The organism is Sphingomonas sp. Leaf412 (genome assembly GCF_001425405.1).
Classification (GTDB): domain Bacteria; phylum Pseudomonadota; class Alphaproteobacteria; order Sphingomonadales; family Sphingomonadaceae; genus Sphingomonas.
Map to the genome: position 1 here is coordinate 658,773 of NZ_LMQP01000003.1, position 24,656 is coordinate 683,428.

Here is a 24,656-nt window from a genome sequence, read left to right on the forward strand (position 1 = left end):
ACGGGCAGGGCGACGGTCGACGCCGCGGCGTTACGCCCGTTCGCCTTCGTCCCGGTCGATGGCATCGAGGATGCGTCCGCCCGCCATGAATACCGCGACCGGACAGGCGAGCGCGAGGATCAGCCCCTGATGCCCGGGATATTGATCGAGGTAGTGCAGGCTGCGCTCCACGGCACCGGTGCCCAGACCGTAGATGACCAGAAAGGCCTCGAACTTCGTCTTGATGACGAACAAACGGGAAAGGCGGGTCCACATGCCCGCGTTAACGCAAGACCCGCGCCAATGGCGGAAATCCGCCATCGCGGCGTTAAGGGTTATGGTTACCTGTCAATGAATCCGACAGGTCCAGCGCCGCCAGCAGCGCGTGATACGCGCGTTCGATCGCCGCGATCAGCGCCGGATCGCCGATCGCGCCGGCGTCGATCGCCTCGGGCCAGTGCGCCGTCACGACCGCCGCGATCCGGTCCAGCGTCGCCTCGTCCACCAGGAAACGGGGATCGACCGTCGCGGGATCGCACACGACGCGCAGGCGAAGGCAGGCCGGCCCGCCCCCGTTGGCCATCGATTCGCGCACGTCGACCACCTTCACCCGGCGGATCGGGCCGTTGCCCGCGACATGCGCCTCGATCCAGCGCCACACCGCGGCATTGTCGCGCGCCTCCTGCGGCACGACCAGCGTCGTCGCGCCGTCGGGGGGCGTCACGAGTTGCGCGTTGAACAGGTAGGACGCGATCGCATCGGACAGACCGACCTCCGCCGCGGGCACCTCGACGATCTCCACTTCGGGCAGCAGGCGACGCAGGTCGGCGTGGAGGCCGTCGCGGTCCGCGAACGCCAGTTCGTGCGTCAACAACACGCGTTCGTTCGCGACCGCCACGACGTCGTTGTGGAACGCCCCCGCCGCGATCGCCGCATCCGATTGGCGGACGAACAGCGTCCGCGCCGGATCCAGCCCGTGCGCGCGCGCGACCGCCATGCTCGCGTCGCGATGCTGGCGCGCGGGGAAGGGCCCGCCGCCGACGCCGTAGACGAACACCTCCACGCCCGGCGCATCGTGCGACCGGCACAGCCGCATGTGGTTCGCCGCGCCCTCGTCGCCGAACGGGGCGGGGACGGGGGCATGGACCGCGAAGGCTGGGTGCGCGAAGGCCACGCGCAACTGCGCCAGCGTCGCGGGCCATTCGTGGCTGCGGTGCGGCATGGTGGCCAGGTTGGCGACCGTCAGGTGGCAGCGCCCGTCCGCCGCGTCGGGCGCGGGCGACACGGTCGCCGCATTCGCCGCCCACATCGCCGACGCCGACAGCGCCTGCGCCTTCAGGTGCGGCGAGGCGGCGGCGTAACCGGTCGACAGAAGCGACAGCCAGGCATGGTCCGGGCGCGGGTGCGGCAGCAGGATGCCCTGCACCAGGCCGAGCGCCAGGTTCGCGCGCATCTTCGCGATCCCCTGCAACGCCGCCGCGCGCGGATGTGCGGTCGCGCCTGCATTGGCCGTCGCGGCGAGGTTGCCGGGGCTGAGCCCCGCGTAATTGTGGCTGGGCCCGATCAGGCCGTCGAAGTTGATTTCATGCAGCATGTCAGACCCGCGCCACATGCGTGATCGCCGCATCCTCCCCGATGCGCAGCGTGGTGGCGGCGACGGGATCGATCACCGCGCCACCGTCCCCCGCCTCGCGCACCGCGGCATAGGCGCAGCGGAAATCCCGCAACGCGCCCGTCGCCACCAGCGCCTCCGTCCCGCCGTCGCGGTCGATCGCCACGACCCGCGCATCGCGTGCGGCGCGGATGGTGCGGACCTCGTCGGTACGCGCGGTCATGGTCGGCCCGCCATCGAAGATGTCGACGTAGCTTTCATGCGCGAATCCCTCGTTCTCCAGCATCCGCATCGCCGCGCGCCCGGACGGATGCGGCAGGCCGATCGCGGCCCGCGCGCTTTCGGACAGCATCGCGATATAGACCGGGTGCTTGGGCATCAGGTCGGCGATGAACTGATGGCCGTTCACCGCATTGAATTCGTCCGCCTGCTGGAAATTCATGCCGAAGAAGCGACCCGCGACCCCGTCCCAGAAGGGAGAGCCGCCGCCCTCGTCGATGATCCCGCGCAATTCCGCCAGAATACGGTCCGCGAAGCGGGCGCGGTGCGACCGGATGAACAGGTAGCGCGACCGCGCCAGCAACAGGCCCAGCCCGCCCGCGCGCTCGCCGGGGTGCAGGAACAGCCCGCCGACCTCGCTCGACCCCTCGAGGTCGGTGGTCAGCGACAGCATCTCGGCGCGGAACGTCCGGTCAAGCTCGCGGCTGTGCTGCGTCAGCGTGCCGATGCGATAGCTGTAGAAAGGGTGCTTCTGCCCCACGTGCGTGAACAACTGGCACGTCCCGCGCACCTCGCCCGTCAGGGTGTTCTCCAGCACCAGCACGAACTGCTCGTCGGTGACCGCGCCCGCTTCCTCGCGGCCGAACGCGGCGTCGCTGCGCTCCAGCTTCGCGCGCAACGCGGCGCGATCGGGCGGCAGGTTCGTGAAGCCTCCTCCGGTCAGCTTCGCCATCTCGTACAGGTGCGGCAGGTCGTCCGCGGTCGCGGCGCGGATGACGAAGGGGGCGGCGGGGGTCATGCAAGGGCTCCGTCGGCGATTCGCAGCATCGTGACCGCGGAAAGGGCGGCGCGCTCGGCCAGGCTTTCCACGATCAGGAATTCGTCCGCGGAATGGATTGCGCCGCCGCGCGCGCCCATCGTGTCGACGACCGGCACGCCGCAGGCGGCGATGTTGTTGCCGTCGCACACCCCGCCGGTGGCGCGCCACGCGATCGACTGGCCCAGGTCCGCGCCCGCCGCCTTGACGAGGTCGAACAGCCGCGCCGCACCCGCATCGATCGGTTTGGGCGGACGATTGAAGCTGCCGTGCGCGTGGATCGCGACGTCGTGCGCGGCGGCGACGTCGGCCACCGCGCGATCGATGGCCGCCTGCGCGCGCGCGATCGCGTCGCGGTCGGCGGGACGGAAATTGATGCGTAGCACGGCGTGATCGGGCACCACGTTGTTCGGCCCGCCCCCCTCGATGCGCGCGGGGTTCACCGCTAGCCCGACGCCCTTCGCCCCGTTCAGCCGCAGCGCGAGGTCCGCGGCGGCGACGATCGCGTTGCGCCCCTCCTCCGGATTGCGCCCCGCATGTGCCGACCGTCCGGCGACGACGAGCGAGAAATTCCCCGTCCCGCCCCGCGCCCCTGCCAGCGTCCCGTCGGGCAGCGCGGGTTCGTACGTCAGCGCCGCGATCTTCCCCCGCGCGGCCTCGGCCAGCAGGGCGGCGCTGGAAAGGGACCCCGTTTCCTCGTCGGAATTGATGACGACCTGATAACCGAACGCGGCACCCGCCGCCTCGACCGCCAGTAGCGCCTCCAGCATCAGCGACAGGCCCCCCTTCATGTCCGCGGCACCGGGGGCGTTGAGCGCACCGTCGTCGCGCCACCTGAGCGACTGGAACGGGTGATCGACCGGATAGACCGTGTCCATGTGCCCGGTCAGCAGCAGCTGTACGCGCGCATCCGGCCGAACGGTCAGGCGCAGGTGACGGCCATGGTCGATTCCCGTCACCCGGCCATCGGCCGCCACCGCGTCGACCGGCGCGGGATCGACCAGCGCGATGTCGCCGGGCAGGGCGGAAAAGGCGTCGACAAGGCCGCTCGCCATGGCCGCGACGCCGGCCAGATGGCGGGTGCCGCTGTTGATCGCGCACCAACGCTCGGTACGCGCAAGGATCGCGGCGGCATCCAGATGCGCGATCGCGGTTCGTTCGGTGGGGGAGAGGGTCTGCACGGAATGACCGTAGTGGGAGAGAGCGGGGAGGGGAACACCCGCCGATCCCACACTACGTCATGACGGACGATGGCCGGTCCGTCGCCCGGCCCGGCCTTGCGCCTGTCAGGCGTGTCCCGCGGACGGATAGAACATCGCGCGCAGGCCCTCGCGATGGAACGGCCGCCAGCCGTCTTCGGGCAGCGCGAGCCGGTCCGCGACGGCGTAGAGGACCGCGGGGTTCACCCCAAGGCCGCAATGACTGCCGTGGACCTCGATATTGTCGCTGTTCTCCCCGAAGGGCTCGACGCAATTCTGCCACGCGACGATGCCGTCCTCGCGGCTCCAGATCGCGGTCGACGGCACCGGCGGCGGCGTCGCGCCCTCGCGCAACTGCTCCTTCGTCTGCGTATCGTCGATCCGCTGACCGGTCAGCAGTTCGTACGCGCGCCACACGTTCGTCGCGCGCGGGGTGCCCGTGAAGGGGGAGCCGAGCGAGATTACCTGTCGCACCGCGTCGGGCCGCATCCGGCTGACCAGCCGCGCCATCACGCCGCCCAGCGACCAGCCGACCAGGCTGACCTTGCGTCCCGTCGCCTCGTGCACCGCGTCCAGCCGCGCCGCCAGCTTCTCGCCCTCGCGACCGATCGCCTTCGGCCCCAGGTTCCGCCCGAGGTCCCAGGTATGCGCATCATAGCCCAGCCGCGTCAGATACCGGCGCAGCACCGCGGTCGACTTGTCGGTGGTGGTGAAGCCCGGCAGGACCAGCACCGGATGCCCGTCGCCGCGCGGCGCGGTGTAGAGCAGCGGCGCGGACGGCAGCAGCGTCCCGAATTCCATCATCGCGCGCGGCAGTTCGGTCAGCGCCAGCAACGGGGAAGGGGGCCGGGTGATCGGCACGGGTGCGGCGGTCGCCATGGGTCGTCGTCTCCTGATATCCCGGCGTCAATGCACCGGCGGTTGTATTTGTTCAGTTATCCGAAGCGCGTGAAGAAAACGACGTCCCACCCCGTTCGGCCTGAGCGAAGTCGAAGGCTACGCGCCGGCGCATGTGCTTCGACTTCGCTCAGCACGGACGGAGGAGAAAGCATCAGCTGCCCCCCGCCTCGAACCCATAGGCGCGGTGACGTGCCGCCACCCGCGCCGCATCGTGCGCCATGACCAGCAGGTCGTGCGTCCGCCCCTCGCGATCGCGCACCTGGTCCTTCAGCAACGCCTCGCCCCGGAACCCCAGCGTCTCGAACAATTCCACCGATGCGATCTGGTCGCTCGTCATCGCCGCGGTCAGCTTCGCCAGGCCGCGCTCTCCCGCCACCGCCATCGCCGCCTGCAACAGGTCGCGGCCCAGCCCCGTGCCGCGATGCTCGCGCGATACCAGCAGCCGGACCTCCCCGACATGCGCGCTCCAGCCCAGCGGATCGCGCACCAGCGCCGCGGTCCCGACGATCGCGCCGTCGCGGTCCGCCACCATGCTGTCGATCCACCCCTCCGCAATCGCCGCCAGCCACGCCTCGATCACGCGCGGATGCTTCAGGTCGCGGCCCAGGAACAGCAGGTCGTGGTCGGGCAAAGATTGCGCGAAGGCGGCCATGCCGTCGCGATCTTCGGGGCGGAAACGGCGGATGCGATGTTCGCTCATGTCGATCGTTCCGCCAGCCAGCGTGCGAGGGTGGGCCACATCCGCTTCACCGCGTTCGGCCCCGCGACCAGGCTGACGTGCCCGCCCTTCAGCACCACCTCGCGCTTGTCCGCGCTGCCGATCATGTCGATCAACGGCGCGCTCGCCTCGCGGGGGACGATATGGTCGTGTTCGGCGGCCAGGTGCAGGAACGGCTGCACGATCCGAGACAGATCGATGGCGCGACCGCCGACCTCCATCGTCCGCTCGACCAGCCGGTTGTCCCACATCAATTGCTTGGTCGTCTGGCGGAAATATTCCCCCGCCAGCGGCAACGTGTCGTTGTTCCAGCGCTCGAACATCCGCACCGACCTGACGAAGGCATCGTCCCACAGATTGTCGTACAGCCGGATGTTCTGCGCCGTGCCCGCCGCGGGACGCAGCATGTAGAATGCACTGTACAGCATCTCGCCCGGCACGTTGCCGAGCGTATCGACCAGCCGGTCGACATCGAAATAGCGCCGGTCCGCCCACGACTGGAACAGGTCCATGCGATGGAAATCGACCGGCGTGGTGAAGGTCGCCAGATTGGCGAGCCGCCCGTCCCCCTCCAGCGCGGCCCACAGCAGCGACAGGACGCCGCCGAAGCAATAGCCGACGACGCTGACGTCGGGCTCCCCGGTCTCGTCCGCGATCCGCTCCACCGCCGCAGGAAGGAAATCGAGCACATAGCTTTCGAGCGTCAGGTCGCGTTCGTGCGGGCGCGGGGGTTCCCATTCCAGCATGAAGACGTCGAACCCCGCTTTCAGCAGGAATTCGACCAGACTTTGTCCGGGGACCATGTCGAAGATGAAGCCGCGGTTGGTCGTCGCCATCACCAGCAGGACGGGCACGCGATACACGTCGTCGACGAGCGGGCGGTAATGGTTCAGCCGCATCGTCCCGCGCGCGATCAGCGTGTCCTTCGGCGTGACGCCGACCGCGGGGGCGGGGGAGGTGAAATAATCGAACCCCTTCACCTGCCGCGCCAGCATCCGCTCGAACTCGGCGCTCGCCGCGGCGAAGGGGTCGGCGGTGGCGGCGTCGGTCATGCGATTGCAACCATTATCACGCCGCCAAGCTCCGCTCGGGCTGAGCGCAGTCGAAGCCTAAGCGATGCGCGTGCCCTTCGACTTCGCTCAGGGCGAACGGTTGGTGGTGCCGCACTCATTCCGCCGGCGGCTTGCGCCCGCGGCTGGGCTTCGGCTTCTTCGGCACGTCCGGCTTCGCGCCCACCGCGGCCTCGATCCGCGCCAGCGTCGCCTCCATCGCGTCGACGCGCTTCGCCAGCGCCTCCACATCGGTGCGCGTCGGCAGGTTCGCGGCGGCCAGCGCCTTCTCCATCGCGTCCTTGAAACCCGCCTGCATCTGCAACGTCGCGGCGGTCGCGCCCTGCATCCCGCGCGCGAATTCCTCGCGGCGCATCGTGTCGTTGCCGAAACTGTTGGCCATCTTCTCCCACTGGCCCAGCATGTCGCGGAAAAAGGCGCCGGGATCGGTGGGATTGCTCATGCGGCGGAGTGTTCCCGCGCCGCACGTCCACGTCAAGTCATTGCTGCGGCGTTTGTTGCGCAGCAGGAGCGGCGAGCAACGGTCCCTTGCCGGTCGCCTCCAGCTGCGAATCCCCGCCCAGTACGCGGTACAGCGTGACCAGGTTGGTGGCGCGCACCAGTTCCGCCTGCACCACGTTCTGCTGCGCGGAAAAAAGCTGTCGCTGCGCGTCGAGGCTGGTCAGATACGTGTCGATCCCGCCGCGATAGCGCAGGTCGGTCAGCGCATAGGTGTCGCGCGCCGCAACCAGGAAGCGCCGCTGCGCCGCCAGTTCGGCGGTGATCGTGCCGCGCCGCGCCAGCGCGTCGGCGACCTCGCGGAACGCGGTCTGGATCGCGCCTTCGTATTGGGCGAGCAGCACCGCGCGCTGCGCCTGCGTCTGTTCCACGCCCGCACGCCCGGCGCCCGCGCGGAAGATGGGATAGGCGACGTTGGCGGTCGACGTCTCGGTCAGTGCATTCTTCGAAAACAGCGAGGACAGCGATGTGCTGGCGAGGCTGAGGATGCCCGACAGCGAGATGGTGGGGAACAGCGCCGCGCGCGCCGCCCCGATCTCCGCATTGGCCGCGCGCAGGTCGTATTCGGCCTGCACGACGTCGGGACGGCGCAGCAGCACGCGGCTGTCGATCCCTGCGGGCACCTCCACGACGGTCGTGGCGGCCTCCTCGATGCCCTTGGGCAACAGCGACGGATCGACCGGCGCGCCGACCAGCAGTTGCAGGGCATTGGCATCCTGCGCCAGCGCCGTCTTCTGGCTTGCGATCGACGCTTCCGCCGTCGCCAGCACCTGTTCCGCCTGGCGCAGGTCGCTGCGCGGCGACACGCCCCCCGCGCGGCGGCGATCGGTCAGCGCGACGCCGCGCCGCGCATTGGCCGCGGTCTGCTCCGCCACCGCCAGCAGGCTCCTGTCCGCGGCATAGGTCAGCCACGCACCAGCGACATCGCCGACCAGTGTCAACCGCACCGCGCGCGCCGCCGCCTCCTGCCCGAAATAGCGTGCCAGCGCCGCGTCGTTCAGGGAACGGATGCGGCCGAACACGTCCAGTTCGAACGCGCTGACCCCGATATTGGCCTGGTAGGTCGTGCCGCCGACCGAGAAGGCGCCTCCCGCCGCGCCCGCGCCGATCTCGCGCTGCGTCACAGTGCCGCCGGTGGTGACGACGGGGAACAGTTCGGCGCGCTGGATGCGATAGGTCGCACGCGCGACCTCGATATTCGCGACCGACGCCCGCAGGTCGCGGTTGTTGGCCAGCGCCTGATCGATCAGCGATTGCAACCGCGGATCGCGGAACACGTCGCGATAGCTGACGCTGGGCAGCGCCGCCTCGGTCTGCTTCAGATACGCGTCGCCCGTCGGCCAGGACGGCGGCACCGGCAGTTCCGGACGCACGTATTTGGGGGCCAGCGAACAGGCGCCGACCGTCAGCAATAGCAGGGGGGCGAGGCGACGCATCATGCCGGCTTCTCCTCCGTCTTCGCGACCGTCGTGTCCTCGCTCGGCTCCGCGCCGCGCTTCAGCCCCTTCCACCCGTCGCGGAAGCCGCGACGGACCAGGACGAAGAACAGCGGGATGTAGAATACCGCCAGCACCGTCGCGGTCAGCATCCCGCCGATCACTGCGGTGCCGATCGCGATGCGGCTGTTCGCGCCCGCGCCGGTCGAGATCGCGAGCGGCAGGACGCCGAAGATGAAGGCGAGGCTGGTCATCAGGATCGGGCGAAGCCGTAGCCGCGCCGCCTCCAGCGCGGCATCGATGACGCGCGCACCCTTCTTCTCCGCCTGTTCCGCGAATTCGATCATCAGGATGGCGTTCTTCGCCGCCAGCCCCATCGTCGTCAGCAGGCCGATCTGCAAATATACGTCGTTGGTCAGCCCGCGCAGCGTGGTGGCGAACACCGCGCCGACGAGGCCGAGCGGGATGATGAGCAGCACCGCCAGCGGGATCGACCAGCTTTCGTACAGCGCGGCGAGGCACAGGAAGACGACCGCGATCGACAGCGCGTACAGCAACGGCGCCTGCCCCGACGACAACCGCTCCTGATAGGAGATGCCCGCCCACGCCACGCTCGTCCCCGGGATCTCCGCCGCCAGTTCCGCGATCCGCTCCATCGCGTCGCCCGAACTGTAGCCCGCGGCGGGCGAGCCCTGGAATTCGAAGGCCGCCAGGCCGTTGAAGCGCGACACCGTCACCGGCGCCTGCGACCAGCTGGTCCGCGCGAACGAACTGAACGGCACCATCTGCCCGGTTGCGCCGCGCACGAACCACTGGTCGATGTCGCTCGGCTCGGACCGCGACGGGGCGTCGCCCTGCACGTACACGCGCTTGACCCGCCCGCGGTCGATGAAATCGTTGACGTAGCGTCCGCCCCACGCGGTCGACAGCGTGGTGTTCACATCCGCTTGGTTCAGGCCCAGCGCCGCCAGCTTCTGCTGGTCGATGTCGACCTTCAGCGTGCCGACATCGGGTAGCTCGCTCAGCCGTACCGCGGACAGCAAAGGGTCGTTTTCCGCCGCTTCCAGCAACCTGTCGCGCGCGGCGGCGAACTCCTGCGGGCTCAGCGACCCGGTGTTCTGCAATTCCATCGTGAAGCCGTCGGACTGGCCCAGCCCGCGGACCGCACCGGGCTGCAACGCGAAGACGCGTGCGTCGCGCAGGCCGCGGAACGCGGCGGTGGCGCGCGCCACGATCGCCTCGGCGCCGTTTTCGCTGCCCTTGCGCTCCGCCCAGTCGGTGAGGTTGATATAGCCCCGTCCGACGTTCTGCCCGCTCGCGCCGCCCCCGCCGCCGGTGGTGACCAGCATGACGCGCACGTTCGCGCGCTCGTTCTCGCGCAGGTATTTCTCGACGATCTGCTGCACCTCGAACGTGCGGTTCTGCGTCGCGCCCGCGGGCAGCTGGAACTGGATCTGCACCGATCCCTGGTCCTCGGTCGGCAGGAACCCGGTCGGCATGCGCAGGAACAGGAAGGCCAGCAGGCCGACGGTGCCCAGGTACAGCAGCACGAACACCAGCTTGCGATCGATCACGTAACGGGTCCACGCGATGTAGCGCGCCACCATCCGCTCGAACGCGCCGTTGAACCAATTGCGCGCCCGCTCCAGCGCGTGCGCCACCCGCGGCGCCTTTCGCTCCATCCAGCTTTGCTGTTGCCGCTCGCCGTCCTCGTCGTTGTGCTGCTTCAGCAACGTAGCGGTCAGCGCGGGCGACAGGATGACCGCGACCAGCACCGACAGGATCATCGCCGCGACGATCGTGACCGAGAACTGGCGATAGATGACCCCCGTCGACCCGCCGAAGAACGCCATCGGCAGGAACACCGCCGACAGAACGAGCGCGATCGCGACCAGTGCGACCGTGATCTCCTCCATCGACTGGATCGTCGCCTCGCGCGGGCTCATGCCGGGATTTTCCTCCAGCAACCGCTCGACGTTCTCGACCACCACGATCGCGTCGTCGACCAGCAGGCCGATGGCCAGGACGAGGCCGAACAGGGTGAGCGTGTTGATGCTGAATCCCGCGAGGTAGAAGACCGCGAACGTGCCCAGCAGCACGACCGGCACCGCGATCGTCGGGATCAACGTCGCGCGCCAGCTTTGCAGGAACACGAACATGACGATGACGACCAGGATGACCGCCTCGATCAGCGTCTTGACGACCTCCTCGATCGACAGCTTGATGAAGGCGGTGCTGTCGTTGGGGAAGGTATATTCCAGGCCCGCGGGGAAGCCCTTGGCGACGCGCGCGACCTCCGCCTTCACCAGTTCGGACGTCGTCAGTGCGTCCGCGCCCGGCGCCATCAGCACCGCGATGCCCGCGCCGGGATGGCCGTTGACGCGGCTTATCGCGTTATAGTTCTCCGCGCCCAGCTCGACGCGCGCGACATCGGCAAGCCGCACGGTGGCGCCGTTGGCCTGCGTCTTCAGGATGATGTTCGCGAATTGTTCGGGCGTCTGCAACCGCGACTGCGCGGTCACGATCGCGTTCAGCATCTGGTCCTTGGGCATCGGCTGTCCGCCGATCTCGCCCGCCGCGACCTCGGTATTCTGCGCCTGGATCGCCGCCGTGACGTCGCCGGGCATGAGCTGGTAGCTGGTCAGCCGCGCCGGATCGAGCCAGATGCGCATCGCATATTGCGCACCGAACACATTGGTGTCGCCGACGCCCTGGATGCGGCCCAGCGGATCTTGCAGGTTGGAGACGAGATAGTCCGACACGTCGATGTTCGTCATCTTGTCGGTCGCGTCGTATACACTGACGATCATCAGGAAGTCGGGATTGGACTTGCGGACCGTCAGGCCCTGCTGCTGCACCTGCTGGGGCAGGCGGCTGATCGCCTGCTGCACCTGGTTCTGCACCTGCACCTGCGCGATGTCGGGATCGACGCCCTTCTCGAACGTGGCGGTGATCGTCACCTGCCCGCGCGACGTGCTGGAGGAGTTGAAGTACAAGAGGCCATCGATGCCGGTCAGGGTCTGTTCGATCACCTGCGTGACCGAATTCTGCACGGTTTCGGCGTTCGCGCCGGGATAGCTGGCGCGGACGGAAACCTGCGGCGGCGCGACGTCGGGATATTGCGCGATGGGCAGGGCCAGGATCGCGCCCACGCCCGCCATCATGACGATGATGGCCAGCACCCAGGCGAAGATCGGCCGATCGATGAAGATGCGGGACACTAGCGGCCTCCGCCTCCCTTGCCCTGGGCCTTCATCTTCTCAAGCTCCTCGGGGGAGGGGGCCTTCACCGGCTGCGGCGCACTGGCGGGCACCGGCGCGATCGGACCGCCGGGCTTCAGGTCGGCCAGGCCCTGCGTGATGATGCGGTCGCCGGGGTTCAGCCCCTTCGTCACGACCCAGTCGGCGCCGACGGTGCGGGAGGCGTCGATCGTCCGCTGCTCCGCCTTGTTGTCCTTGCCGACGACGAACAGCGTCGCGCTGCCCTTCGGATCGCGCTGCACCGCGGCCTGCGGCACCAGGAACGCATTCTGCTGCACCGCCTGCGCGAACACCGCGCGGACGAACATGCCGGGCAGCAGCAGTCCCTGCGGGTTGGGGAAACGCGCGCGCAGATTGACGGTGCCGGTCGCCTGATCGACGACGACCTCCGAAAACTCGACCGTGCCGGTCAGGCCGTAGTCGCTGCCGTCCTCCAGCTTCAGCCGCACGGTGGCGCGCGCGGGCGTCACCCCGCCCGACGCCAGCGCGCGGCGCAGCGCCAGCAGGTCGGCGGCGGACCGCTGGATATCGACGAACATCGGATCCAGCTGCTGGATCGTCGCCAGCGGATCGGCCTGCGTGGTGCTGACCAATGCGCCGACGGTGAACAGCGACCGCCCGATCCGCCCCGTGATCGGGGCGGGGACGGTGGTGAAGCGCAGGTTGGTGCGCGCGGTGTCGAGCTGCGCGCGGTTCACGTCGATCGCGGCCTTCGCCTGCCGCTGCGTCGCCAAGGCGTCGGTATAATCCTGCTTGCTGACGGCCTCGGCCGCCGCCAGCGGGCGGAAACGGTCGGCGCGGACCTTCGCCGCCTCGAACGTCGCCTGCGCGCTCGCCACGCCCGCGCGCGCCTCGTTGGCGGCGGCGCGGTAGAGCGAGGGGTCGATCTGGTACAGCGCCTGGCCCTGTCGGACGATCTGCCCTTCCTCGAACAGGCGGCGCTGGATCACGCCGGTGACCTGCGGGCGGACCTCGCTGGACTGGAACGCGACGGTGCGGCCCGCCAGTTCCACCGTGACCGGGACCGACGTCGGCTGGAGCACGACGAAACCGACCGCCTTGGGCCGGTCCTTCGCGCCGCCGCCCTTTTCCTGCGCAGGATCGCCCGCACCGCAGGCGGCAAGCACCAGAAGGCCCGCGCCAAGCAATACCCGGCCCGTCAGCCCGTTCGTCCGCATCGTCATCCCGTCAGAAAGCCTGTCGCACCCCTAGGCGCTGTTTGTCGCAAATGTTTCGCGAATACGAGGCTATTTTGCGAACCGGCCGATACGGATAGCCCCTCTCCTAAAGGGGGGCTTTGATCGAACTCACCCCCGCACGAAATTCCCCGGGCGGCGTTCCGCGGTCGCCCTGATCCCCTCGCGGAAGTCGGCGGTCTGCATCAACCGGTCCTGCTCCGCGCGCTCTTGGTCGGTCTGCGCCTTCACGCCCGCGGCCAGATCGCCGCGCAGCGTCGCACGCGTCGCCTCGATCGCCAGCGGTGCATTGGCCGCGATCTCGGCCGCCAGCCGCTGCGCCGCGGCGCGCACCTCGCCCAGCGGCGCGATCTCGTCGACCAGGCCGTAGCGATAGGCATCCTCCGCCTTCACGCGCCGACCCGTCAGCAGCATCAGCGACGCATGCTGCTGCCCCACGACGCGGGGCAGCGTGTGCGTGATACCGAACCCGGCATGGAAGCCCAGCGTCACGAAACTGGCGGAAAAGCGCGCCTCCGGTGCCGCGACGCGGAAGTCGCCGACCAGCGCGAGGCCGAGGCCCGCGCCGACCGCCGAACCCTGCACCGCCGCCACCACGGGCTTGGGCGCGGCGAACAGGCGGACGGCGTTGCGGTACAGGGCAGGGGTCTCGCTCTCACCGTCGTCGTTCGCCAGCGGCTTGTCCCCCGACAGGTCCGCCCCGCCGCAGAACACCTTGCCCTCGCTCGCCAGCACGATCGCGCGACAGGCATCGTCTCCGGCCAGTTCCTCGAACACGTCGGCCAGCGCGCCGATCAGCGCGGCGTTGACGAAGTTGTGCGGCGCGCGGTCGATGACGACCGTGGCGACGTGACCCTCGCGGGTGACCGAAATATGTTCCTTCATGCCCGTGTCCCCAGCAGGTTGCGGGCGACCACCCAATTGTGGATCTCGGTCGGCCCGTCGTAGATTCGCATCAGGCGGATCTTCCCCGCCATCTGCTGCAACGGCATTTCCTTCGTCATGCCCATCGCACCGAAACACTGCATCGCGTGGTCCAGCACCTCCCACGCCATCTCCAGCGCGTAGGACTTTATCATCGACACCTCGTTGCGCACGTCGCGCCCCTGATCCAGCTTCCACGCGCAATCGTACGTCATCAGCCGTGCGGCGTGGATGCGGATCGCGGCGTCGGCGATCCAGTTCTGCACCGTCTGCCGCTCCGACAGCGGCTTGCCGAACGTCGTGCGCTGCGGGGCGTAGTCGATCATCATCTCCATCGCGCGCTGCGCCATGCCGATCGCGTTCGCCGCCATTTCCGACCGCCGCGTCGCCAGGCGCAGCTGCATCGGCGCGAAGCCCTGGCCCTCGGTGCCCAGCAACTTCCATCCCGGCACGCGGCAATCGTCCAGCGCGACCTCGAACGTCGTCTCCGCGCCGATCATCGGGATCGGCCGCACCACCGAAAAGCCCGGGGCGTCGCGATCGACCAGGAACGCGCTCATCCCCCCGCGCGCGCCCTTCTGCTTGTCGGTCACCGCCATCACGATCGTGAAGTCGGCGCGGTCCGCCTTCGTGATCCAGATCTTGCGCCCGTTCAGGATCCAGTCGTCGCCATCGCGGACCGCGGTCGTCTTCATCCCCGCCGGGTCCGCGCCCGCGCCCGGCTCGCTGATTCCGATCGCGCTGATCGTCTCGCCGCGCACATACGGCGCCAGATACGCCTCGCGCTGCTGGTCGTTTACGGTCGCGGCCAGCATCTTCAGGTTCGGCGAATCGGGCGGCAGCACCCACGGCACGATCGTCCGGCCCAGCGCCTCGTTCACCGCGACCATCGCCACCGCGGGCAGGTCGTGTCCGCCGCAATCTTCCGGCGCGTCGAGGCCCCACAGGCCCAGATCGCGCGACACCTGATCGACGTGCTTCCGCTCGTCCTCCGACAAGCGCAGGCCCTCGCCCGCGATGTCGCGCGCCAGCACGCGGCCCTCCAGCGGCATCAGTTCGTCGTCGACGAACCGGCGTGCCAGTTCCGCGATCATGCGATGGTCGTCGTCCAGCTCGAAATTCATAGCGCCGCATCCTCTCTTGCCGGCTTCATTACCGTCTTTTGCGCGCACGTCCACGCGTCGGCGGAATTGCCGCGCGCGTGCAACCCTTTGCGCGATTCCGCGTTGCGGATCGTTGCGGGGTGTAATGGAATTACCGGCAGCCCGAACAAAAGGGGCGTTCGTGCTGGGTTTTCGTTTTCGTCGTCGTCATCTGCTGTTCGCGACCGCGCTAGCCGCCGTACCGGCGCATGGCCAGATGCAGACCCCGGGGACGGCGCCCGCCACCGGCCCGGACGCGCCCCGGACGTCGCCCACGGTCACCGATCCGCAGGGCGATACGCCGATCGTGCCGGATGCGGCCTTCGACGCCGCGCTGCCCCCCATCGTCGACGACATCGACGCCCCGCTCGAACCCGTCGCCACTCCCCCCGCGACCCCGGCGGCGACCGCCACGACGACGCAGGCGGCGCAGGCCCCCATCGTCGAGGGCGCCTTGCCCCCGCCCACCGCCGCGGATCCCGTGCTGGCGCAACCGCTCGAGCCGCTGGGATCGTTCGATACCGTCCCGTTGCAGACCGTCGCGGATACGGCGACCGGCGAGGATGCGCCCGACATCCGCTACGTCGTCGATGTCCGCGGGCTCGACCCGCTGGGCCTGAACGACGAGTTCAAGTCGCTGTCGGCGCTGAACGAGGGCGGGGGCAAGGCGGACAACGCCACGCAGATTTCGGCCCGTGCGCGCGAGGACGAGCGATTGGCGCTGCGGCTGATGCGGTCGCTGGGCTATTACGACGGCACCGCCATCTCCACGATCGAGAACGTGCCCACCGAGAAGAACCGCATCCGCGCGATCGTCAGTGCCACTCCCGGACCGCTGTACACGCTCGGCAGCATCACCGTCACGACGCAGGCGACGACGCCCCCCGACCTCGTCCGCCGCGAACTGGCGCTGAAGGTCGGCGACCCGATCGAGGCGGCGCGGATCCAGGGCGCGGAGGCGAACGTCAGCCTGAAACTGCCGCAGCAAGGCTATCCCTTCGTCAAGGTCGGAGAACGCGACATCCTGCTGGACGAGGCGGTGCACAAGGGCGACTATACCCTGCCGGTCGACACCGGGCCGCGCAGCAGCTTCGGGGTGCTGCGGACCGAGGGCGATCCGGTCTTCGCGCTCGATCACCTGAACGTCTTCCCGCGGTTCGAGGCCGGGCAGCTGTACGACAACCGCCTCGCCGACGACCTGCGCGAGGCGCTGGTGGCGACGGCGCTCTTTTCCACCGTGTCGGTGGAGCCAGTCCGCACCGGCCGCGTCGCGCCCGACGGGACGGAAGCGGTCGACCTGCTGGTCCGCCAGACGAAGGGACCGGCGCGCAGCCTGTCCGGATCGGGCGGGTTCGGCACGGGCGAGGGGCTGAAGGTCGAGGGCGCGTTCACGCACCGCAACCTGTTCTCGCCCGAAGGCGCGCTGATCGCCACCGCGATCGCGGGCACGCAGCAGCGCGGCGCCAGCGCCACCTTCCGCCGCTCCAACGCGGGCAAGCGCGACCGGACGGTCAGCCTGACCGCGGGCGTCCTGTATCAAAGCTACGACGCGTTCAACGCGTATACCGGCACGATCGCGGGACGGATCGCCTATGATTCGACCCCGATCTGGCAGAAGAAATTCACTTACGCGTACGGCTTCGAACTGACCGGGACGGCGGAAGAGGCGTATGATTTCACGCGACAGGAACGCCGTCGTCAGACCTACGGCATCTTCGCCTTGCCGGCGCAGGCGGTGTTCGACCGCTCGGACAGTCTGCTCAATCCCACGAAGGGCTATCGCCTGAAACTGAACCTAAGCCCCGAAACGTCGGTCAGCGGGGGTGTACGTCCCTATGCGCGCACGATGGTGGAGGCGACGGGCTATTTCCCGGTCAGCGACAGGCTGGTGATCGCCGGGCGCGTGCGCGCCGGTGGCATCTTCGGCATCGACCGCGACGATCTGGCGCCGTCGCGGCGCTATTATGGCGGCGGCGGCGGGTCGGTGCGCGGCTACGGCTTCCAGCGGCTCGGCCCCGTCGAACCCTTGAACGCGCTGACCCCGGACGAGGACGGCAACGTCGACCTTGCCGACCTGCGCCCCGTCGGCGGGCGGAGCATCAACGAATTCGCGATCGAGGCGCGCTACCGCTTCGGCGATTTCGGGATCGTCCCGTTCCTCGACGCGGGCAATGCGTATGAGGGCAGCTTCCCCACCGGCAAGGACCTGCGCTACGGCGCGGGCATCGGCGGGCGCATCTATACCAACTTCGGCCCCCTGCGCGTCGACGTCGCGACGCCGCTCAACCCCCGCGAGGGCGACGGCAAGGTCGCCTTGTACATCTCGATCGGACAGGCGTTCTGATGTCGGACGAGACCGTGGATACCGTCGCTCCGGAAACCGTCGTCGTGGAGCGTCGCCCGTTGTGGCAACGCGTCCTGAAATGGCTGGGCGTCGCGATCCTGTCGCTCGTCGCGCTGCTGCTGGTCATCGTCGTCGGGCTGAACACCGATCCCGGCCGCCGCTTCGTGGCGGACCAGATCGGCGGCTACACCACCGCGTCGGGCCTGAATATCAAGGTCGGACGCATCGACGGATCGCTCTACGGCACCATGCGCCTGACCGACGTGCGCGTCAGCGATCGGAAGGGCGTGTTCCTGACGGCACCGCGCCTGGCGGTGGACTGGCGCCCGTTCGCCTATGCCAGCAACCATATCGACGTGCGGCGGGTGGAAAGCCCGCTCATCACGCTGCGCCGCAATCCCGAACTGACCCCCTCGACCGAGCCGGTCGATCCGAACGCCCCGCTCCTGCCCGATCTGGACATCGACATCGGCCGCCTGTCGGTCGCGCGTTTCGTCATGGAGCCGCCGGTGTCGGGCGCGCGCCACGTCGCGAAGATCGACGGCGAGGCGCATATCGCGGACCGCCGCGCGCAGCTGACCGTCGACGCGGTCGCGCTGCGCGGCCCCGGCGTGGCGGGCGGCGACGTCGCGCGCGTGCGGCTTGACGCGGTGCCGGACGACAACAGGCTGCTGATCGACGCGCGCGTTCGGGCGCCCGCGAACGGCGCCATCGCACAGATCGCGGGCCTGAAGGCGCCGCTGACCGCGACGCTGACGGGGCAGGGAAGCTGGGCCGAATGGCGCGGCAAGCTGGACGCCACGCTGGGCGGCGGCAAACTGGCCGACCTGACCGTATTGGCGCAGGACGGCCGGGTGCGCGTCAACGGGATGACCCGTCCCGGCCTGTATCTGGAGGGGCCGGTGGAGCGCCTGACCGCGCCCGGCCTTAGGATCGAAAGCGATACCCGCCTGGCCGAACGTCGCGCCGACACGCGGATCAAGCTGACGTCCGACGCGCTCGCGGTCGATGCGGGCGGCGTGCTGGATTTCGCCGCCAGCCGCTTCGGCGATTTCGCGGTCGATGCGCAATTGCTGACGCCCGGCGCGATCGCGCCCGGACTGAACGGTCGTGACGTCCTGGCGCGCGTGGTCCTGAACGGCGCCTTCGCGACCCCGACCGTCGACTACAAGCTGCGCGCCGCCGTGCTCGGCTTCCAGCAGACGGCCGCGCAGGGTCTGTATGCGGAGGGTCGTGCCCGCGTGAACGCCGACCGCATCATCGTCCCCGTCCACGCCCGCGCGCGTCGCATCACCGGCCTGAATCCCGCCCTGGGCGGCCTCACGACCAATGCGCGGATCGACGGGGATCTGGCGGTAGCGATGCCCAACATCGTGTCCGACAATTTGCGCATCCGGTCGGACACGATCGATGCCACCGCGGTGGTCGCCGCCAACATGGCGACCGGGCGCTACACCGGCGCATTGCAGGGCCGGGTGAACGACTTCCGCATCGATTCGGTCGGCATCGTCGATCTGAACACGAACGCCGACGTCGTCGCCACACCCACCGGTTTCGGCGTCGTCGGTCGCGTCGCGATCCAGACGAAACGGCTGTTCAACGCCGGCGTGCGCGACTTTCTGGGCGGCAATGCCGTCATGAGCACACGCTTCGGCTATTCGCCCGAGGGGATCGTCACCTTCCGCGACCTGCGCCTGCGCGCGCCCTTGTTCCGTGTGACGCGGGGGCAGGGCCGGTTCGATCCGGCCAGCGGGCGGCTGGCGGTCGACGCCGATGCGGTGTCGAACCAGTACGGCCCGCTGTTCGCGCGGGTGGAGGGCACGACCACCAATCCCGTCGTGCGCCTGCGCGCGCCGCGCCCCGGCGTCGGCGTCGGCCTCGCCGATCTCGACGCGCGCATCGTGGGCCGCGGCGGCGCCTATCAGGTGAACGCCACCGGCGGCACGCAATACGGGCCCTTCTCCGCCGACGTACTGGTGCGTCCCGGCGCGCAACTGGCGGTCGACATCCGCCGCGTGATCTTCGCGGGCATCGATTTCGCGGGCCGCGTGGTGCAGACCGCCGCCGGTCCGTTCGCGGGCGACGTGCGCTTCGCGGGGCAGGGGCTGTCGGGCACGATCGGCCTCGGCGCGCAGGGTAGATACCAGCGCGCGGCCGTCAACGCGCGCGCCTTCGCCGCCACGATCCCGGGGCAGGTCGACTTCACGATCGGCCGCGCGCTGATCGCCGCCAACGTCGTGCTGTACGACACGCCCAGCGTCGTGGCGGACGTGCAGGTCGCGGACATGCGCTACGGCCCGACGGTCATCCAGTCGGCGCGCGCGAAGGTGAACTACGCCGGTGGCCGCGGCACCGCGCAGGCGGTGCTGACCGGATCGAACAGCGTGCCCTTCCGCGTCGCGATCAACAGCCGGCTGTCACCATCGCTGTATGTAGTGGCCGTCCAAGGCGCGGCCAATGGCGTGAACTTCCGCACCCCCACGTCCGCGCGGATCGAGGTCGCGGACGGCGGCTATCGCCTGCTGCCCACGCGGCTCGACTTCGATCGCGGCACGATGCGCCTCGCAGGTCGCTACGGCCGCGCCGGCACCAGCGCGCAGGCGCGGCTCGACCGCCTGGACCTGTCGTTGCTCGGCGCCTTCGTCCCCGATCTCGGCATCGGCGGCAGCGCAACGGGCAGCATCGATTACGTGCAGGCCGCGGGGCAGGCGATGCCGCAGGCGGACCTGAAGGTGAACATCGCCAATTTCACCCGCTCCAGCCTCGCCGCCGTCTCGCAGCCGGTCGACATCGTCCTGCAAGGCCGGCTCGACGCCGCCGCTGGGGAGATGCGCGCGCTCGTCAAGAGCGGCGCGACTCCGGTCGGTCGCATGGTCGCGCGCCTGACCCCCGCGGGCGCCGGCGGCTGGTCGACGCGGCTGATGCAGGGACCCTTGTCGGGCGGCATCCGCTACAACGGTCCGTCCGGCGTACTCTTCAGCTTCGCCGGGCTGGCGCAGCAGCAATTGTCGGGCCCGATCGCGGTCGCGGCGGACTTCGGCGGGACGGTGCAGCAACCGCGTATCAACGGCCTGATCCGCGCCGACAAGCTGACCTACACCAACGAAACCTACGGCACGCGGCTGACCGACATGCGCGTCGCGGCGCGGTTCAACAACGACCGCCTCGAACTGACGCAGGTGCAGGCGCGCGCGGGCAGGGGCAGCGTGACCGCGCAGGGCACCGTCGGCCTCGCCGCGGCGCAGGGCTTCCCGATCGATATCCGCGTCGCGATGCGCGACGCGCAACTGGCGAAGTCCGACGCGCTCGGCGCCACCGCCACGGGCGATGTCCGCATCCGGAACGGCGCCGACGGCGGCCTCATCAGCGGCACGATCACCGTGCCCAATGCCCGCTACCAGATCATCCGCCAGGGCGCGGCCGAGGTCCCCGAACTGACCGGCGTCCGGCGCAAGAGCGACATCCGCGTCGTGCGCCCGACCGACCGGCCGAAGCCCGCGGCGGTCGGGCTGTTCAAGCTCGACCTCAGGCTGCGCGCGGACAATCAGCTGTTCGTGTCCGGCATGGGCCTGGAAAGCGAGTGGGAGATGGACCTGCGCGTCGGCGGCACCTCCGCGGCGCCGGTGGTGACGGGCGGGCTGGACCTCGTGCGCGGCACCTATTCCTTCGCGGGCAAGCGGTTCGAGGTCCAGCGCGGACGCGTCCGCTTCACCGGCCCGGTGCTGACCGATCCCGATATCGACATCCTCGCGACGACCGTGAATGACGGCGTGACGTTCAATATCGCGATCACCGGCACCGGCCAGAAGCCGCAGATCGCCTTCACCTCCACGCCCGCGCTGCCGCAGGACGAGGTGTTGAGCCGCCTGCTGTTCGGCACCAATCCGGAAAACCTGTCCGCGACGGAGGCGATCCAGCTTGCCAGCGCGCTCAATTCCCTGCGCGGGTCGGGCGGCGGGCTCAATCCGCTCGGCAAGCTGCGCAGCGCGACCGGGTTCGACCGGCTGCGCATCCTGGGCGCGGACGAGGCGAGCGGGCGCGGGCAGGCGCTGGCGGCGGGCAAGTATCTGACCGACGACATCTATGTCGAGATCGTCACCGACGCGCGCGGCTTCACCGCGACGCAGCTGACGATCGCTCTGACCCGCACGCTCAGCGTGCTGTCGCAGGCCGGATCGTTCGGCGGCTCCAACGTCCAGCTACGCTATTCGCGGGACTTCTGATCGGGCTTCCCCGGTACTTACATTTCGGTTAGCAACTGGTTCCGAGAGGATGGCTGCATGACCGAACATGTCGACGTGATCGTTGTGGGGGCGGGCCTCTCGGGCATCGGCGCGGCGTGGCACCTTCAGGCCCGCTGCCCCGACCGCAGCTACACGATCCTGGAGGCGCGCGACGCCATCGGGGGGACGTGGGACCTGTTCCGCTATCCCGGCATCCGCTCCGATTCGGACATGCACACCCTGGGCTACAGCTTCCGCCCGTGGACGCAGGCGAAGGCGATCGCGGACGGGCCCTCGATCCGCGACTACGTCCGCGATACCGCGCGCGAGGCGGGAATCGATCGCAACATCCGCTTCGGCCACCGTATGATCGCCGCCGACTGGTCCACCCCCGACGCCTGCTGGCGGCTGGAGGTCGAACGCGACGGCGCGCGGATCGAGATGACGTGCAACTTCCTCTACGTCTGCTCCGGCTATTACGATTACGCCACCGGCCATGCGCCCGCGTTTCCCGGCGCGGCGGACTTCTCGGGTCGGATCGTCCACCCGCAATTCTGGCCGGAGGACCTCGATTACGCCGGCCGGAACGTCGTCGTCATCGGCAGCGGCGCGACCGCGGTCACGCTGGTGCCGGAAATGGCGCGCGAGGCGGCGCATGTGACGATGCTCCAGCGTTCGCCCACCTATGTCGTCACGCGCCCTGCGCACGACAAGTTCGCCAACTGGCTGCGCAGCCGCCTGCCCGCGCGCACCGCCTATGGCGTCACGCGGTGGAAGAACGTGTTGTTCGGCATGTTCTTCTACCGCCTCGCACGGCGGAAGCCCGGGAAGGTGAAGGACCGGCTGATCGGCATGGTCCGCGAGCAGCTCGGCCCCGACTATGACGTCGCGACCCATTTCACCCCGCGCTACGACCCGTGGGACCAGCGTCTGTGCCTCGTTCCCGACGCCGATCTGTTCGCCGCCATCCGGTCGGGCGAGGCATCCGTGGTGACCGACACGATCGAGACGTTCACGCGCGACGGTATCCGCCTCTCGTCGGGCAAGGAGCTGCCCGCCGACGTCATTGTGACCGCGACGGGGCTGAAGCTGACGATGATGGGCGGCGCGCGATTGTCCGTGGACGGCACGGTCGTGCAGGTGGGACAGGCGCTTCAGTACAAGGGCATGATGTTGTCCGACGTGCCCAATCTGGCCTTCACCTTCGGCTATACCAATGCGTCGTGGACGCTGAAGGCGGATCTCGTGGCGGGCTATGTCTGCCGGCTATTGAACGTCATGCGCAAACGCGGATTGCGTCAGGCGACGCCGCGCGTCGATCGGGCGGGCGTGACGCCGGAACCGTTCGCGAACTTCAGTTCGGGCTATATCGAGCGTGCGGAGGCGATCCTGCCCAAGCAGGGGGATCGCAAGCCCTGGCGGCTGAACCAAAATTATGCGCTGGACGTGATGGCCCTGCGCTTCGGTTCGGTCGACGACAGCATGGAATTTTCGCAACCGGCGCGCGCGCGGGCCGCGTAGGGCAGGATCACTGCCCGATCACGCAAGTAATATCGGTCCGGTCATGGCGCTCTTCGCGCGGGCGACCCCGCGGATGCTTCCGCGACCGGACCGACGGTTACGCTTACCAGGGCTTGACAGTGAGCCCACTGACCAGCGCGATGATGTACGCGAGCATGATCTTCTCCCTCTTTGGCGCCCTTTTGGGTGCTTCGAATGGTTAGCCGGTTTTTTACTATTCCTCAACGTCGTTAACCATCCTTAACGATCGCGCGGCTTAATCCCTTCTTCAATCCTCTGCGGTAGCCGGGACAGGTGATTAGCCACCAGGCCGCCCCTGCCGACGTCGCCGTCGCGCCCGCCTGCGACACCCCGCCGCCCTCGGGCGCGCGGTGCCGGTTCAATATCCTGGCCGAGATTCCCCGTTTCGCCGCGTTGCGGCGCGACATGGGACGGCGCGGTGTCCGCGTCCTGATGCGGGACATCGCGGCCCGGCTGCGCGGCGTCCTGCCCGGCGCACGAATTGCGATCATCGATCAGACATTGGTCGAAGTGAACGGAACCACGGCGGATCGCGAATCGGTCGAGGCATTGCCGGGAAGCATCCGCGCGGCGATGGCCGCGTCGTTCGAGATCGCGGGGCGCGTGCATCATGTCGCGCTGATCTTCGGGACGGCACATGGCGCCATCGACGAAGACGACGCGGTCCTCGCGGAGCGGGCGGAGGCGGCGCTGGTCGAGGTTCGCGTCGCCGACGATATCGCGACCCGCGCGGCGGCGGCGAAATCGGACGCGGAGGCGGCGCTTATCGCCGATCTGGACCGCGCGATCGACGCCGACGAGCTGGTGCTGTTCTATCAACCCAAGGTCCATGCGCGCCGGCAGGAGATCGACAGCGCGGAGGCGTTGATCCGCTGGCGCCATCCGGTCCGCGGCCTCGTCCCGCCGGGCGACTTCATCCCCGCGGCGGAGGCGGGAAACCTGATCGACCGGCTGACGCTGTGGACGATCCGGCAGGCCATCGTCGATCAGGAAACGCTGCGCGCGGCCGGTTACGACCTGCGCGTGTTCATCAACATATCGGGTCAGCTGCTGGGCGATCCCGCCTTCGCGCGGCGCGCGTGCGACATGGTCGCCGCAGCGGACACGAAACTGGGGTTCGAGGTGACCGAAACCTCGGTCATCCGCGATCCCGCCAGCGGCATCGCGCATCTTCAGCGTTTCGCCGACATCGGCATCCGAATCGCGATCGACGATTACGGCGCCGGCCTGTCCAGCCTCGCCTATCTCAAGCAACTGCCCGCCAGCGAACTGAAGATCGACAAGCTCTTCATCACCCAGCTGACCAGTTCCAACCGCGACCCGCTGATCGTCCGTTCCACGATCGACCTTGCGCACGCGCTGGACATGGAAGTGGTGGCGGAGGGGGTGGAGACGCACGCCGCGCTCGCGCTGCTGACCGTCATGGGATGCGACATGGTGCAGGGCTTCCTCATCAGCCGTCCCGTCCCCTTGCCCGCGCTGATCGTGTTCCTGGGCGAGGACGGCAATCGCCGCGCGACGATGGATACGCGCGCCTCGTTCAGCCGGCTGGCGAGCGCATGGAAACGCGCCTGAGG

17 protein-coding genes are annotated in these 24,656 nt (G+C 69.1%); 4 read left to right on the forward strand and 13 right to left on the reverse strand.

Translation table 11 applies throughout. The annotated features are described in order from the left end of the window. Positions 1–30: 30 nt before the first annotated feature. From ASG29_RS10320 to ASG29_RS10380, 13 genes are all read right to left on the reverse strand, one after another. On the reverse strand, positions 31–255 hold the full coding sequence (locus ASG29_RS10320) for a hypothetical protein (RefSeq protein WP_055983441.1): 225 nt from the start codon (positions 253–255) through the stop codon (positions 31–33). A gap of 52 nt (positions 256–307) precedes the next feature. Then, entirely contained in the window at positions 308–1,573 is a 1,266-nt protein-coding gene (locus tag ASG29_RS10325) for an N-succinylarginine dihydrolase (RefSeq protein ID WP_055983443.1), read from the reverse strand. Position 1,574: 1 nt separating this feature from the next. After that, entirely contained in the window at positions 1,575–2,609 is a 1,035-nt protein-coding gene (locus ASG29_RS10330) for an arginine N-succinyltransferase (protein ID WP_055983444.1), read from the reverse strand. Continuing rightward, a complete protein-coding gene (locus ASG29_RS10335; RefSeq protein WP_055983446.1) occupies positions 2,606–3,808 on the reverse strand; it encodes a hydrolase in 1,203 nt (400 codons plus the stop codon). The genes ASG29_RS10330 and ASG29_RS10335 overlap by 4 nt, the downstream gene beginning before the upstream one ends. Positions 3,809–3,913: 105 nt before the next feature. Further along, positions 3,914–4,705, reverse strand: coding sequence for an esterase/lipase family protein (locus tag ASG29_RS10340; protein ID WP_055983449.1), 792 nt, complete (start codon positions 4,703–4,705; stop codon positions 3,914–3,916). A 172-nt stretch (positions 4,706–4,877) separates the two neighbouring features. Continuing rightward, positions 4,878–5,426 (reverse strand): GNAT family N-acetyltransferase, encoded by a 549-nt coding sequence (locus tag ASG29_RS10345; RefSeq protein WP_055983452.1) that lies wholly within the window; start codon positions 5,424–5,426, stop codon positions 4,878–4,880. Further along, entirely contained in the window at positions 5,423–6,496 is a 1,074-nt protein-coding gene (locus ASG29_RS10350; protein WP_055983454.1) for an alpha/beta fold hydrolase, read from the reverse strand. The genes ASG29_RS10345 and ASG29_RS10350 overlap by 4 nt, the downstream gene beginning before the upstream one ends. Before the next feature lie 115 nt (positions 6,497–6,611). Next, the gene (locus ASG29_RS10355) at positions 6,612–6,956 is read right to left on the reverse strand and encodes a hypothetical protein (RefSeq protein WP_055983455.1); all 345 of its coding nucleotides are present in this window, start codon (positions 6,954–6,956) and stop codon (positions 6,612–6,614) included. Positions 6,957–6,993: 37 nt separating this feature from the next. Further along, positions 6,994–8,451, reverse strand: coding sequence for an efflux transporter outer membrane subunit (locus ASG29_RS10360; RefSeq protein ID WP_055983456.1), 1,458 nt, complete (start codon positions 8,449–8,451; stop codon positions 6,994–6,996). Then, a complete protein-coding gene (locus tag ASG29_RS10365) occupies positions 8,448–11,612 on the reverse strand; it encodes a multidrug efflux RND transporter permease subunit (protein WP_055985433.1) in 3,165 nt (1,054 codons plus the stop codon). The genes ASG29_RS10360 and ASG29_RS10365 overlap by 4 nt, the downstream gene beginning before the upstream one ends. 56 nt (positions 11,613–11,668) lie before the next feature. Beyond that, complete coding sequence (locus ASG29_RS10370) at positions 11,669–12,892, reverse strand: efflux RND transporter periplasmic adaptor subunit (protein WP_055983458.1); 1,224 nt, start codon at positions 12,890–12,892, stop codon at positions 11,669–11,671. Between the two features lie 123 nt (positions 12,893–13,015). Next, entirely contained in the window at positions 13,016–13,789 is a 774-nt protein-coding gene (locus ASG29_RS10375) for an enoyl-CoA hydratase/isomerase family protein (protein WP_055983460.1), read from the reverse strand. Continuing rightward, on the reverse strand, positions 13,786–14,952 hold the full coding sequence (locus ASG29_RS10380; protein ID WP_055983463.1) for an acyl-CoA dehydrogenase family protein: 1,167 nt from the start codon (positions 14,950–14,952) through the stop codon (positions 13,786–13,788). Before ASG29_RS10380 ends, ASG29_RS10375 begins: the two co-directional genes overlap by 4 nt. 235 nt (positions 14,953–15,187) lie before the next feature. Here ASG29_RS10380 and ASG29_RS10385 point away from each other — a divergent pair, with 235 nt between their 5' ends. From ASG29_RS10385 to ASG29_RS10400, 4 genes are all read left to right on the forward strand, one after another. After that, complete coding sequence (locus ASG29_RS10385; protein ID WP_082515906.1) at positions 15,188–17,314, forward strand: autotransporter assembly complex protein TamA; 2,127 nt, start codon at positions 15,188–15,190, stop codon at positions 17,312–17,314. Further along, positions 17,314–21,537 (forward strand): translocation/assembly module TamB domain-containing protein, encoded by a 4,224-nt coding sequence (locus ASG29_RS10390; RefSeq protein WP_055983467.1) that lies wholly within the window; start codon positions 17,314–17,316, stop codon positions 21,535–21,537. Before ASG29_RS10385 ends, ASG29_RS10390 begins: the two co-directional genes overlap by 1 nt. Positions 21,538–21,594: 57 nt before the next feature. Then, entirely contained in the window at positions 21,595–23,058 is a 1,464-nt protein-coding gene (locus ASG29_RS10395) for a flavin-containing monooxygenase (RefSeq protein ID WP_055983469.1), read from the forward strand. Positions 23,059–23,352: 294 nt separating this feature from the next. Next, on the forward strand, positions 23,353–24,654 hold the full coding sequence (locus tag ASG29_RS10400; RefSeq protein ID WP_235532865.1) for an EAL domain-containing protein: 1,302 nt from the start codon (positions 23,353–23,355) through the stop codon (positions 24,652–24,654). Positions 24,655–24,656 lie beyond the last annotated feature (2 nt).